The 13782-nt window shown below is 48.9% G+C and carries 15 protein-coding genes; 8 read left to right on the top strand and 7 right to left on the bottom strand.

Features of this window, described 5'->3' with window-relative positions:
• Nucleotides 1–107 precede the first annotated feature (107 nt).
• Nucleotides 108–836, top strand: a complete 729-nt coding sequence (locus tag CLR69_RS05225; RefSeq protein ID WP_129707869.1) for an oligogalacturonate-specific porin KdgM family protein — start codon at nucleotides 108–110, stop codon at nucleotides 834–836.
• A gap of 130 nt (nucleotides 837–966) precedes the next feature.
• Here CLR69_RS05225 and ompW read toward each other — a convergent pair whose 3' ends face one another.
• Nucleotides 967–1599, bottom strand: coding sequence for an outer membrane protein OmpW (ompW, locus tag CLR69_RS05230; protein WP_129711273.1), 633 nt, complete (start codon nucleotides 1597–1599; stop codon nucleotides 967–969).
• 348 nt (nucleotides 1600–1947) lie between these two features.
• On the opposite strand from ompW, the gene CLR69_RS05235 reads away from it, so the two are divergent.
• From CLR69_RS05235 to yciA, 3 genes are all read left to right on the top strand, one after another.
• Nucleotides 1948–2700, top strand: coding sequence for a YciC family protein (locus CLR69_RS05235; protein ID WP_129707863.1), 753 nt, complete (start codon nucleotides 1948–1950; stop codon nucleotides 2698–2700).
• Nucleotides 2701–2899: 199 nt separating this feature from the next.
• On the top strand, nucleotides 2900–3466 hold the full coding sequence (locus CLR69_RS05240) for a septation protein A (RefSeq protein WP_129707860.1): 567 nt from the start codon (nucleotides 2900–2902) through the stop codon (nucleotides 3464–3466).
• A gap of 103 nt (nucleotides 3467–3569) precedes the next feature.
• Nucleotides 3570–3992, top strand: a complete 423-nt coding sequence (gene yciA / locus CLR69_RS05245) for an acyl-CoA thioester hydrolase YciA (RefSeq protein ID WP_010275288.1) — start codon at nucleotides 3570–3572, stop codon at nucleotides 3990–3992.
• A gap of 128 nt (nucleotides 3993–4120) precedes the next feature.
• On the opposite strand, the gene tonB is transcribed toward yciA, so the two are convergent.
• A complete protein-coding gene (gene tonB, locus CLR69_RS05250; protein ID WP_129707857.1) occupies nucleotides 4121–4879 on the bottom strand; it encodes a TonB system transport protein TonB in 759 nt (252 codons plus the stop codon).
• Nucleotides 4880–5131: 252 nt separating this feature from the next.
• Between tonB and CLR69_RS05255 the strand changes: the two genes are divergently transcribed.
• Together CLR69_RS05255 and CLR69_RS05260 are read left to right on the top strand one after the other, a co-directional pair.
• Nucleotides 5132–5428 (top strand): YciI family protein, encoded by a 297-nt coding sequence (locus CLR69_RS05255; RefSeq protein ID WP_129711274.1) that lies wholly within the window; start codon nucleotides 5132–5134, stop codon nucleotides 5426–5428.
• A 272-nt stretch (nucleotides 5429–5700) separates the two neighbouring features.
• On the top strand, nucleotides 5701–7374 hold the full coding sequence (locus tag CLR69_RS05260; RefSeq protein WP_129711275.1) for a Tar ligand binding domain-containing protein: 1674 nt from the start codon (nucleotides 5701–5703) through the stop codon (nucleotides 7372–7374).
• A 74-nt stretch (nucleotides 7375–7448) separates the two neighbouring features.
• Here the strand turns inward: CLR69_RS05260 and CLR69_RS05265 are convergent, their stop codons facing one another.
• Entirely contained in the window at nucleotides 7449–7625 is a 177-nt protein-coding gene (locus CLR69_RS05265) for a YciY family protein (protein WP_129707847.1), read from the bottom strand.
• Nucleotides 7626–7953: 328 nt separating this feature from the next.
• Between CLR69_RS05265 and cls the strand changes: the two genes are divergently transcribed.
• Together cls and CLR69_RS05275 are read left to right on the top strand one after the other, a co-directional pair.
• Nucleotides 7954–9414, top strand: a complete 1461-nt coding sequence (gene cls / locus CLR69_RS05270; RefSeq protein ID WP_129707844.1) for a cardiolipin synthase — start codon at nucleotides 7954–7956, stop codon at nucleotides 9412–9414.
• A 55-nt stretch (nucleotides 9415–9469) separates the two neighbouring features.
• Nucleotides 9470–9793: an HI1450 family dsDNA-mimic protein gene (locus CLR69_RS05275; protein ID WP_039300020.1), complete on the top strand. Its 324-nt coding sequence runs from the start codon at nucleotides 9470–9472 to the stop codon at nucleotides 9791–9793.
• 71 nt (nucleotides 9794–9864) lie between these two features.
• Here the strand turns inward: CLR69_RS05275 and oppF are convergent, their stop codons facing one another.
• Genes oppF through oppB form a run of 4 tightly spaced genes read right to left on the bottom strand, consistent with a single transcriptional unit; the run spans nucleotide 9865 to nucleotide 13743 of the window.
• Nucleotides 9865–10899 (bottom strand): murein tripeptide/oligopeptide ABC transporter ATP binding protein OppF, encoded by a 1035-nt coding sequence (gene oppF, locus CLR69_RS05280; RefSeq protein WP_129707841.1) that lies wholly within the window; start codon nucleotides 10897–10899, stop codon nucleotides 9865–9867.
• The gene (gene oppD / locus CLR69_RS05285; protein WP_129707838.1) at nucleotides 10896–11891 is read right to left on the bottom strand and encodes an ABC transporter ATP-binding protein; all 996 of its coding nucleotides are present in this window, start codon (nucleotides 11889–11891) and stop codon (nucleotides 10896–10898) included. Before oppD ends, oppF begins: the two co-directional genes overlap by 4 nt.
• Nucleotides 11892–11902: 11 nt before the next feature.
• A complete protein-coding gene (gene oppC / locus CLR69_RS05290; RefSeq protein WP_010295218.1) occupies nucleotides 11903–12811 on the bottom strand; it encodes an oligopeptide ABC transporter permease OppC in 909 nt (302 codons plus the stop codon).
• An 11-nt stretch (nucleotides 12812–12822) separates the two neighbouring features.
• Complete coding sequence (gene oppB / locus CLR69_RS05295; protein ID WP_129707835.1) at nucleotides 12823–13743, bottom strand: oligopeptide ABC transporter permease OppB; 921 nt, start codon at nucleotides 13741–13743, stop codon at nucleotides 12823–12825.
• Nucleotides 13744–13782: the final 39 nt, after the last annotated feature.

Raw genomic sequence — 13782 nt, forward strand, 5'->3', positions numbered from 1 at the left:
AAGATCTTGTTCACATTACTGTAAGATAGAATAAATAGAATGGAGTCGCTGAACAAAAGTGGCAGCGCGTTTTTAAATAATAATTCTCTTTGACTTGGGATAATAAAATGAAAGCTAAAATATTGACGATGATGGTAACTTCCTTAATCAGCTTAAGCTCCATGGCTGTTACGATTGACTATCGTCATGAAATGCAGGATACGGCAAAAAACGATCATAAAGATCGCCTGCTGATGTCCCACCGTTTTGACAACGGTTTTGGCCTGTCCATGGAAGCCAAATGGGCGCAATCTAGCGCTGATAAGACGCCAAATAAACCGTATAACGAAACAGTGAGCAATGGTACAGAAGTTACTGCTAGCTACCTGTATAAGTTTGATAAAACTTTTGGTCTGGAAGGCGGCCTGAATATGGTTTCCAATTCCACTAGCAATAACTATCGTCCTTACATTAAAGGAACCGCGAATATTACTGATTCGCTGTACTATGGCCTGCGCTATCGTGCATCCTACCTTCGCGTCAGTGGTGACATTGGCAAGTCAAGCGTGACAAACCCTACCGATATCACGGGCTATACCATTACCAGTACGCTGGGTTATAAACTGCCAGCCAACTTCACTATTGAATACGAACTCGAATACAACAAAAACAACAAAGCAGGCGCGACTTGGTATTTGGCTGACAACGAAAATTATGAAATTAGCCATGACATTAAACTGGCTTACAAAGTGGACAAAAACTGGACACCTTACGCTCAGGTCGGTAACGTCAAAGGCAGTACAACAACTGACGAACGTCAAACTCGCTACCGCGTTGGTGTACAATACAATTTCTAATGGCTAACACCATTTAGAAAATAGATTCAATAGTAAATAGCGTTTCTTTATTGGTTTGTTATTTCCTGTCTATAAAAACGGCGAAGTGAATAACTTCGCCGTTTTTTATTCTTCATATTTAACAATCAAATCAGAAGCGATAGCCCACACCAAACATAAAGGCCCACGGATCAAGTTTAGTATGAATACTTTGCTGATCGTTACCGGCTTTAAATTTCACATCGGTATCTATATCCATCCACCAGACAGACATATTGAGCAGCCAATTTTTATCCAGGTTGTAATCCAACCCAGCCTGCGCAGCAAGACCCCAGGAATTTTTAAGGCTGAGGTCGCTCAACCCAGCATTTGTTCCCGTTTCATTAAATTTCTCATCGAAGAACAGGGTGTAGTTCAAACCAACGCCCAAATAGGGACGTAATTTATCCTGAGCATCACCAAAATAGTACTGTGCAACCAGTGATGGTGGCAGGTGTTTAACTTCCGCAATAGTGCCAGTACCTGGTGTACCAACTTTGTGTTTGAACGGCGTTGCGGCGAGTAATTCAACACCAATATTGTCCGTCACCATATAGCTGAAAGTCAGGCCCAGTTGAGTATTGTTGCTAACCTGAAACTCCCCCAGCCCCAGTACGTTATCCGAGCTTTCTGCAGGACGCACTGTTGCCGATCCCGCCCTAACGATGAAATCACCTGCTTGATGAGCCTGCGCGAATGCAGGCATTAACGCTGCCGCCAATAATAAGAAAGATGCCTTTTTCATTACCCACTCCATTTACAGGGTTTAAATTTCGAGCGAAATATACCCCTAAGTAGGTATTCTTGTTTTAAGCCAGATCACATCTTTTAAAGATTTTACGCTCAAATTGAACCGAATCATTTATCAGTAACCAATTAAATTTAATAGAATTGATCCAGATCAAAAACGACATAAAGCCATAAAATGCATCACCTGTGGCAAAGTGAATCACTAGTGGTAGTCATGCCACATTGATCCTGTATGAAGGGAAAAGCAGCATTGCATCGTCGACGGGGTGCCACAGCGTGGATTAACAGGTTACAATCGTGAGTTAAGTTCTTTCTGTCGATTTATCTTTTTCAAGGAGCCTGCATGCCTATCACGGCTAACACGTTGTACCGTGACACAATGAATTTTACCCGCAACCAGTTCATCAGCATTTTAATGATGTCACTGTTGACGGCATTCATTACTGTCATACTGAATCATGCACTATCGCCTTCTGGAGACGAGTTACAGATTCTGAGCAGTTCCAGTAGCGATCTGTCATCTTCTGTCGAATCTGGCTTAATGGACTTGATTCAGCAGATGACACCGGAACAACAAACCGTGTTGCTAAAAATGTCGGCGGCAGGCACCTTTGCTGCGCTAGTGGGAAACGTTCTACTGACGGGCGGGATTCTGATGTTGATCCAGTTGGTTTCTGATGGACATCGCACCAGCGCCCTGCGCGCCATTGGCGCATCCGCGCCTTTTCTATTGCGGTTGCTTTTCCTGATTCTGCTGTGCACCCTGCTCATCCAACTTGGCATGATGCTGTTGATCATTCCTGGCGTGCTGCTAGCAATTGCATTGAGTCTGTCACCCGTGATTGTGGTCACTGAAAAAAGCGGGATTTTCAGCGCCATTAAAACAAGCACGAAACTCGCCTACGGTAACCTGCGTGCAACCGCGCCTGCCATCGTGATGTGGCTGCTGGCTAAAATCGCTATTTTGCTGATCGTCTCAAAGTTGCCGATCTCCTCACCCACCGTGTTAGCCGTGGTTCTGAACGGTTTGAGCAACCTGATCTCCGCAATTCTGCTCATTTACCTGTTCCGCCTTTATATGCTGCTGCGCGCTTAAATGCCGCTCCTTGCCTATGTCACCGTTCTGGTGGCATAGGTTCCGCCAGTTCCCCGTTCGCTATCTACCCAATCGTAATTTTCTGCAAATTATTGCAATATCTCGGGAATGGAGTTCCACAATAAAGGATAATGGCATGAGCTATCGGATAACTCTCGCGGGTTATGATTACGACACTGTTAAGTGATGGATTGACATAATGAAGCAACTTCTTGATTTTATACCGTTGGTCGTTTTTTTTGCGGCCTATAAACTTTATGACATCTATATCGCATCAGGTGCGCTGATTGCGGCAACGGCGCTGTCACTCGCTGTCACCTGGATGATGTATCGCAAAATAGAGAAAATGACGCTGGTCACCTTTGCGATGGTCGTCGTTTTCGGTTCGCTAACGCTGGTATTCCATAATGATCTGTTCATCAAGTGGAAAGTCACCATCATTTACGCTTTGTTTGCCGTTGCCCTGCTGGTTAGCCAGTTTGTCATGAAACAGACACTGATTCAGAAGATGCTGGGGAAAGAGTTAACCTTACCGCAACCGGTCTGGGGGAAACTGAATTTCGCCTGGGCCATATTCTTTCTGGTGTGTGGATTAGTTAACATCTATATTGCTTTTTGGCTACCGCAAAGCGTTTGGGTTAATTTCAAAGTCTTTGGCCTGACTGGTGTGACGCTGTTGTTTACGCTGATTTGCGGCGTTTATATTTATCGCCATTTACCTAACGACCAAGAGAAATCAGAAGAAGAAAAAAGCGAGCAACAGTAATCGCTGAAGCAATACAAATTGTTTGATAAATACACTATGCCCGGCAGCAAGATCGTTTCTACTGCTGGGTATATTCAATTTAACCAACTTGACTGATTGCAAAATGAGCACACAAAACGTGTTACCACAGGGCGAACTGGTTCTCCGCACACTGGCAATGCCAGCTGATACGAATGCAAACGGCGATATTTTTGGCGGCTGGTTGATGTCGCAAATGGATATTGGTGGTGCGATTTTGGCAAAAGAAATCGCAGAGGGACGAGTCGTTACCGTACGGGTTGATGGAATGTCGTTCTTAAAACCTGTCGCCGTCGGCGATGTGGTTTGTTGCTATGCACGTTGCTTACGCACTGGCCGTAGTTCTATCAACGTCAACGTTGAAGTATGGGTCAAGAAAGTCTCGTCTGAGCCGATTGGACAGCGCTATCGGGCCACCGAAGCGTTATTCACCTACGTCGCAGTCGATGAAGAAGGCCATCCGCGCGAGCTGCCAGCAGGTAAAAGCAATTTCACGCCAAGCGAGTAACAATATCTGTCACTATTTTTGCGTAGAGGCGACATCATCTATCCTGAATAATTAACAGATATAGAACTAACGAAAACGGGGTGTCATCAAACAAAGATGACACCCCGTTTCTTTTTTACTGAAGTGAATTATTCGACTGCTGCCCCGCCGTCAATTTTAAAGACGATGGTCACAACGAGATCTTTGCCCGGCTTGCTCGCTTCGTAACGCCATTTACGCATCGCCTGTTTGATGTCACGCTCGAACATATTGCGCGGTTCGGCAGAAAGCACTCGAACGTTGTCAACGCGTCCAGATTCATCCACATCAAACTGCATTTTCACTCTCCCCTCAACACGCAGAGAGAATGCACGCGCCGGATACTGAGGCTGTGCGCGACTCAACGGGCGCGGCCCACTCGACTGCGAACTTGCTGCGGGCGCAGGAGCCTGCTTCACCGGCGCATTATTCACATTGCGCGTCGGCTCTTCGCTGGTAAACGGTGACGGAGGCTGTTTTTCAACGGTCGGCTCACGTTTAACCGGCTTAGGCTGCTCAACCTTCTTCACGGGCTTAGGTTCGGGTTTAGGTTTCGGCGGCTTTGGCTTCGGCTCTGGTAATGGCATAGGAACCGGCTGCGGCAATGGTTCCGGTTCAGGAATTGGCTCTGGTTCAGGTTCTGGCTGCTTAACCGGCTCCGGTTCCGGGGCAGATTTGGCAGCAGGTGCCGCTTCATAGGCCGCAGGGTTAACCATCACAACGCTGATGGGCTTAGATTCCTGCGGTAATTCGATTGAATTATTAAACGATGCGTACAGCAAACCTGCAATCAGTGAACCGTGAAAACCAACTGAAAGTATGAATGGCCATGAATAACGGCGGGTCAAAAAAAACTTTTTTTGCGGCATAGTCTGTCTTTATCCTCTTATGCCGCCCAAGTTTAAATGCAAATAGCAATCATATTCAATAACAACGCGTGGAATTGTAAAAAAAACAGAAATCGTGGGGGGATTAGTCTGGCAAATCAACCTATTGTCCTCGAACAACATCACGTATGATGGTGGAAACACGTTTCTCTTACCCAATAACGTTTGTCCACCGGGGGATCCCTACCCGGCATCCCAAACGAGAGAGGGTACCTTCCTACCAGTGAGGTCGCTATGCTCTATGTCATTTATGCTGAAGATAATGCTGATTCATTAGCAAAACGCCTGTCGGTAAGACCAGGCCATCTTGCCCGTTTACAGGTATTGCGCGATCAAGGGCGGCTGATTACCGCAGGCCCATTACCGGCTATTGATAGCGAAGATCCCGGTCAGGCTGGCTTTAGCGGCTCAGTTATTATCGCTGAGTTCGCATCGCTGGATGAAGCAAAGGCATGGGCTGACGCCGACCCCTACATCGCAGCTGGTGTCTATCAACATGTCAGCGTGAACCCCTATAAAAAAGTATTTTAAGGGTCACACTCTAAATAATTCGAGTTTCAGGACAAGAACGGCAAGGCGCTTTTGAACCGCGCTTGCGCTGGCCCCAACGGGGCGAGGTCCACGTGAGTGGGCCGAGTAGCAAAGCCAACGCACATGTAACTTGAAGTATGACGAGTATATTGATTCAGGTCATGATTAGAGGGCAAAATCATGGCCTCTTACCTCCCCGCCAAAAGCTGAAATATTTTAGTCATTTAACAGTGATAGTTTGACCGCTATTCATCTATAGAGGGTCAACAATCATGTTAATGCCTGCGATTTTACGAAACGGAGTTGCTACCATCCGCCGCCGTCATCGCCTCAGTATTCTCTCCGGATTGTTATTGATCATTGGGCTATTTTCTTTATTACAATTGGTTTCCATCGGCGTCATTTCTCAAACCATGACTCAGGTTCGGCAGGATATTTCTGCTAACGAGAGCCTTCGTCAGCAACAAGCGTTAATGGATAAAGCGCGGATGGAAGTCATGAATGCCAGCGACAAACTTAATCGCGCAGGCATTTATCTGTTGGTAGACAAAGAAACCGGGTCTGAAGGCAGCTGGCACAGTCTGATGGATGAGGCGGAAGTGTCTCTAAAACAGGCAAGAGAACATTATCAATTACTGGAAACGACCACGACGGCAGAAGCTGATACCGCGGCATTTGTCGATCTGAAAAAGAGCTACAACCAGCTTTATTCAGGGCTTGTCGAGCTAGCCATGGGAATAAAAACTACCAATCAGATTGATATTTTCTTTGCTGTTCCGGTTCAGGCTTATCAAAGCGATTTTACCCAGAAGTATTCACACTATCTGCAAGATACCGATGCGCTGCAAAAGCAGCATGGACAACAATTTTTATCCTCACTCGATCGGGCGAAAACCATTTTCATCACGGTGTTAGGGCTCTTACTGACGATTGCCATTGCCGTTTGGGTTGGCGTTAGTCGGGTCATTATTCGCCCGTTGACGCACATCATTGCCCATTTAAAGCTGATCGCGGCGGGCGATCTTTCTCATTCAGTCAACACAGAAACACGTGGTACACGCGAAGTTGAACAGCTCAACACCAGCGTCTTCCAAATGCAGGAAGGTTTAGTGACATTGGTTAATCAGGTTCGTCAGGGCGTTGATCATATGGTTACGCAGGTCGATCGCGTGGCTGAAGATAACCATCGACTTTCCGAACAGGCGAATCGCCAATCCCATGAACTCAAAGTCACGACTGAACACGTGATTCAACTTAGCCAACACCTGGAGCAAAACACGCAACATACCCAACAGGCTAATTTGCACGCGGAGGACACCAGCAAAATCGCCGCGCAGGGTGAAACAATGATGAATGACGTCAAAGCAGCAATGTCAGATATTGCAGGCAGAACACGCGAAATGACAGAAGCCATTGGCATGATTGAGAACGTCGCGTTCCAGACACACATCTTGTCATTGAACGCGGCGATTGAAGCAGCACGAGCAGGAACGATGGGACGAGGCTTTGCCGTTGTCGCACGCGAAGTCGGCACACTGGCTTCGCAAAGCAGCCATTCAGCACAAAATATTAATGTGCTGATTCGTGATTCGGACAACAGCGTAACCGCAGGAACACGGCTGGTGAACAAACTGAATGACAGCCTACAGAATATCATTCAAACGGCGAAAGGCACTGGCACGTTCCTGAGCGAGATCTCGGAGATATCGCACCAGCAGAACGAAAGCATTCATGAAGTAACTGCCCGACTGAGTACGCTGAACGACACAGTGAGAGAAAATGCAGGACAGGTTGAAGCTTCCGCGCACACCTTCTCCTCACTGCTGGAGCAAACGGAACGCTTAAATACCTCGGTGTCGCTGTTTATCCTGCCCTCGACAGAGGCTGATGTGAATCCGATAGGGACTCAGAAAGACATGACACAGCGCATTCCCGTGATGGGATAAGCAGATAAGGAAATGAGACTCGCTATGCGATAAAAAATAGCGACCATACCTCAGGTCGCTATTTTCTCACTGGCTTACCAGTCGTAGGTTACCGCATACAGCAATGCTCGCCGTTGGTGCTTTTGTTGCAAATAACGGGCAGAGCGAATATGGCGATAAGTACGAGATTGCGCCTCCAACCAGCGACTTCTTCTACGTTGGACCTGACGTAACATCCGCCAGCGGCCCACTTCATTCCGACTGCGTTTCATTATGCGACTCTTGTTTATCCACTCGCGCGGAGCATTATATACCCCTCATACGTGACGACAATCGGTGAATCATCCTCTCCGCCATTATCTTCTTATTCATAGCTTTTATAACCGAAATAATTCGAGTTGCGGGACAAACGTCAACGTTTTGAACAACGCAAAGCGTTGGCCCGCCAGGGTGAGGCACATGCAAGTGTACCGAGTAACACAGTCAACGCGTATGCAGCTTGAAGTATGACGGGGATATTCAGAGGAAAGGCATTTCCTCTTTTATAAATCTATGCGTACACTTTGTTAATTCTTTGCAGAAGGGAACTATGCTGCTTTTATGTCGACATTTTATACCGTAATAAGTTGGTTACTGGTTTTTAGCTACTGGTTGCTGATCGCAGGTGTGACCTTGCGTATTCTGATGAAACGTCGGGCAGTACCTTCTGCGATGGCCTGGCTACTGGTGATTTATATCCTGCCACTTGTCGGTATTGTCGCTTATCTTTCATTTGGCGAACTCCATCTCGGCAAACGTCGGGCTGAACGCGCCAGCAAAATGTGGCCATCAACGGCAAAATGGCTGCGTGAATTAAAGGAATATCGCCGTATTTTCGCGACGGAAAACAGTGAAGTCGCCAGTGCGTTATTCCAGCTCTGTGAACGCCGACAAGGAGTTGGTGGCGTCAAAGGCAATCAGTTGCAATTGATGACCACATTTGATGACACCATTAAAGCGTTATTACGTGATATTGAACTCGCGCGTAACAACATCGAAATGGTGTTCTATATCTGGCAACCCGGTGGTCTGGTCGAGCAAGTCACCTCTTCTCTTATTTCGGCTGCACGACGTGGTGTACATTGCCGTATCCTGTTGGACTCGGCTGGCAGCGTTCAGTTTTTCCGCCAACACCATCCCGAGCTCATGCGTACCGCCGGGATAGAAGTGGTCGAAGCCCTGAAAGTGAATCTATTCCGTGCATTCCTGCGTCGCATGGATTTGCGACAGCATCGTAAAATTATCCTGATCGACAGCCGTATTGCTTATACCGGCAGCATGAATATGGTCGATCCACGCTTCTTCAAGCAAGATGCAGGAGTTGGGCAATGGATTGATCTGATGGCGCGCATTGAAGGCCCGGTAGCGACCACGCTAGGCATCATTTACTGCTGCGACTGGGAAATGGAAACGGGCAAGCGCCTGCTCCCGCCGCCACCTGATGTGAATGTCATGCCATTCGAACAGGAGAGCGGCCACACCATTCAGGTTATTGCCTCCGGCCCCGGCTACCCGGAAGAAATGATTCATCAGGCGCTGCTGACCTCCGTCTATTCGGCTCGTAAGCAGTTGATCATGACGACGCCCTACTTCGTGCCCAGCGATGACCTTCTGCACGCCATCTGTACCGCCGCCCAACGCGGTGTTGATGTCAGCATTATTGTTCCGCACAAGAATGACTCGGTACTGGTCGGCTGGGCCAGCCGTGCGTTCTTCACGGAACTGCTGGCCGCAGGCGTAAAGATTTACCAATTCAAGGACGGGCTACTGCACACTAAAAGCGTGCTAGTTGATGGACAACTTAGCCTGGTCGGTACGGTGAATCTTGATATGCGCAGCCTGTGGCTGAATTTTGAAATCACGCTGGTGATTGACGATGCCGGATTCGGTAGCGATTTGGCCTGCGTGCAGGAAGATTATATCGCCCGTTCACGCCTGTTAAACGCGGCGCAGTGGCAAAACCGTCCTTATTGGCAACGCATCGTCGAGCGGCTGTTCTACTTTTTCAGCCCTCTGCTATAAATACGCGTTTTCCCGTGTTCTAATAAGACCATTGGGACTTAACAGGAATCGCTTTATGGATTTGAATAATCGCCTGACCGAAGACGAAGCATTGGAACAGGCCTACGATATTTTTTTGGAACTTGCTGCTGACAACCTCGACCCGGCAGATATTCTGCTGTTCAATCTGCAATTCGAAGAGCGCGGCGGTGCTGAGTTATTTGACCCCGCGGAAGACTGGGCTGAGCATGTTGATTTCGACCTGAATCCAGACTTCTTCGCCGAAGTCGTGATTGGGCTGGCTGAGAATGATGGTGAAGAAATTACCGATATTTTCGCCCGCGTGCTGATTTGCCGGGAAAAAGACCACAAACTTTGCCACATTCTGTGGAAAGAATAAGTTATCTCGCCTAAACGCAAGGCGTCTCCCGCAGGAGACGCCTTTTTTACATCAGTTACCGATAAAGCAGGTTACTGTGGTTCTACTTCTGCCACGGGTAACAACGCCTGCGGATCAACTTTCAGGCACGAAACGGCGTGCGTAAAGCTCCCTTCCAACAAGGGGCGAGTTTTCGTGCACTCAGGGCCGACAACCGGGCAGCGAGTACAGAATACACAGCCCGATGGCGGATTGATCGGTGACGGCAAATCCCCTTCCAGCAATTGTATCTTCTTGTTGCGTTCCTGATCGGGATCGGGAATTGGCACCGCAGACATCAGCGCGCGGGTATACGGATGCTGTGGGTTTTGATAGACCTGATCGTATGTTCCCAGTTCTACGGCATGACCCAGATACATCACCAACACGCGGTCAGAAATGTGTTTCACGACCGATAAGTCATGAGCGATGAAAATCAACGACAGACGCATTTCACGCTGTAGTTGACGCAGCAGGTTAACAACCTGTGCCTGAATCGATACGTCCAGCGCGGAAACTGGTTCATCACAAATAATCAGCTTCGGTTCCAGAATCAGCGCACGTGCGATCCCGATACGCTGACACTGCCCACCAGAGAATTCATGCGGGTAACGGTTAATCAGGTTAGGCAGCAGACCCACCTTCAGCATCATCGCTTTCACACGATCTTTCACCGTTTGTCGATCCAACTCGGGATGATAAACTTTCAACGGCTCGGCAATAATCTCGCCAATCGTCATACGCGGGTTCAACGACGCCAGCGGATCCTGAAATATCATCTGAATATCGCTACGCGCTGCGCGCCATTCATCGGCGCTCATGCCCAGCAGGTCTTTCCCCAACCAGGTGACGCGTCCGTCAGTCGCTTTTACCAGCCCAATAATGGCACGTGCCAGCGTAGACTTGCCGCAGCCGGATTCCCCCACTACGCCCAGCGTTTCACCTTCGTACAAACGCAGCGTCACACCATCGACCGCTTTCAGTTTTTTCGGCGGCTGCCAGAACCACTGTTTATCATCTCTGACATCAAAGTGAACTTTCAGATCGTCCACTTCTAACAACACCTTTTTCTCGTCCGCGTTGTTCATACCACCTCCTCAATCGCTCTAAAGCAGGCGCGCAAGCGGCCATCACCAAAAGACTCCAGCGCAGGTGCGCTGTGGCAGACATCCATTGAATACGGGCAGCGCGGTTGGAACGGGCACCCTTTTGGCAAGCGTAATAAGTTCGGTGGATTACCTGGAATGGTTGCCAACACGTCATCCTCTGCATCCAGACGCGGCACAGCATTAAGCAGGCCAACGGAATATGGGTGACTCGGATGATAAAAGACATCGCGGGCGACGCCATATTCCATGGTCCGCCCGGCGTACATGACCAGAACTTTGTCACAAATACCGGCAACTACGCCTAGATCATGAGTGATCATAATAATGGCAGTATTAAACTCGCGTTTCAGCTCGTTCAGCAACGTCATAATCTGCGCCTGAACCGTTACATCCAGTGCCGTTGTCGGTTCATCGGCAATCAGCAGTTTCGGCCGACACAGCAGCGCCATTGCGATCATCACGCGCTGACGCATCCCGCCCGAAAACTCGTGCGGATACATCTTCATGCGCTTACGCGCTTCGGGCATTTTGACCGCGTCCAGCATTTTGACCGATTCTTCAAACGCTTCGCTTTTGCTCAGGCGTTTGTGCAGCATCAGCACTTCCATCAGCTGTTCACCGACGCGCATGTAAGGGTTCAGCGAAGTCATCGGATCCTGGAAGATCATACTGATTTCTTCAGCACGCAGCTTATTCAGTTGGTTTTCAGGTAAATTGAGGATTTCTCTACCACGAAAACGCGCCGAACCACCAATACGGCCATTACGAGCCAACAGCCCCATCAACGCAAAAGCGGTCTGTGATTTACCCGATCCAGATTCACCGACAATTCCCAGCGTTTCACCCGCATTGAGCGTGAAGTTCAGGTCGTTAACCGCCGTCACATCACCATCCTGCGTCTTGAACGTTACCCGGAGATCCTGAACATGTAGCAGCGCATCGTGCGCGCCAGTTAAATCAATCTTGCTCATGTGAATGCTCCTCAGCGATCTTTCGGGTCGAGGGCATCACGCAGGCCATCGCCGATAAAGTTAAAACAAAACAGCGTGACAACCAGAAACGCCGCCGGATAAAACAGTAACCATGGCGACACTTCCATTGAGTTAGCACCATCATTCAGCAAAGCGCCCCAGCTACTTAACGGTTCCTGCGTCCCCAGCCCCAGGAAGCTCAGGAAGGACTCAAACAGAATCATGCTTGGCACCAGCAATGAGGCATAAACCACCACTACGCCCAATACGTTAGGCACAACGTGACGCAGCACAATACCGCGCGTGGAAACACCGGAAACCATCGCCGCTTCAATGAACTCTTTACGTTTCAGGCTCAAGGTCTGGCCGCGCACGATACGCGCCATATCCAGCCAGGACACCATGCCGATGGCCACGAAGATCAGCAGCATGTTCTGCCCAAAGAACGTCACCAGCAGAATGACGAAGAACATGAATGGGAACGAGTTGAGGATCTCCAGCAGACGCATCATTACCGAGTCCACTTTCCCGCCCAGATAACCGGACATCGCGCCATACAGCGTTCCGACGATCACGGCCACCAGCGCCGCCGCCACACCAACCATCAGCGAGACGCGCCCACCGATGGCAACGCGAACCAGCAGATCACGGCCGGATGAGTCCGTGCCAAAATAGTGCCCAGATGTCATATCCGGCGCGGCTGACATCATTCCCCAGTCGGTATCGGCATAGTCAAATGCCGACAGCATGGGGGCAAAAATCACAAATACGGTAATCACAGCCAAAACGAACAGACTGGCCAACGCAGCGCGGTTATGGATAAAGCGCAGACGCGCATCCTGCCACAGGCTGCGTCCTTCAATTTCAGCTTGCTCGGTGAAGTTCTCTAACGCTTCAACGTTTTTTCGATTCCAAAACATAACGCCCCCAATTAATAGCGAATTTTCGGATCGATAACAGCGTAGAGCACGTCAATGATCGCATTAAATAAAATAGTTAAGCCGCCGACCAGAATCGTCAAGCTCAGTACCAGTGAATAGTCGCGGTTCAGTGCACCGTTCACGAACAGTTGTCCAATACCGGGTAAACCAAAAATGGTTTCAATGACCATTGAGCCAGTAATAATCCCTACAAACGCAGGCCCCATGTAAGAGAGCACAGGCAACAACGCGGGCTTTAACGCATGGCGCAGAACGATGCGACGCATCGGCAACCCTTTGGCGCGCGCGGTGCGGATAAAGTTAGAGTGCAAAACCTCGATCATAGATCCTCGCGTAATACGCGCGATGCTGGCGATATAAGACAAAGACAGCGCCACCATCGGTAAAATCATGTATTTGGGTGCCCCACCGTTCCAGCCACCACCGGGCAGCCAACGCAGCGTAATGGCGAAAATCAGCACCAATAAGGGTGCGACGACAAAACTGGGAATAACCACCCCCGTCATGGCAAAGCCCATCACGGTATAATCCCATTTCGTATTTTGATTCAGCGCCGCGATCACTCCCGCACTGACACCAAAAACAATGGCCAGAATAAATGCAGCGAACCCTAATTTCGCTGAAACCGGGAAAGACGTCGCGACCAGATCGTTCACGGAATAGTCTTTGTATTTAAAAGAAGGACCGAAATCACCCTGTACCAATTGCAGCAAGTAGTTACCGTACTGCGTCATTATTGGGTCGTTCAAATGATATTTGGCTTCAATATTCGCCATCACTTCTGGCGGTAAATTACGCTCGCCGGTAAAAGGACTGCCGGGCGCCAATCGCATCATAAAGAACGAGATGGTGATCAGGATAAATAGTGTTGGAATCGCCTCTAAACAGCGGCGAAGAATAAATTTTAACATTGCTCGTACCTATAAAAGGCTGGCATCACAACGGCGTGC

The organism is Pectobacterium zantedeschiae, from assembly GCF_004137795.1.
In the GTDB taxonomy this organism is placed as follows: Bacteria; Pseudomonadota; Gammaproteobacteria; order Enterobacterales; family Enterobacteriaceae; genus Pectobacterium; species Pectobacterium zantedeschiae.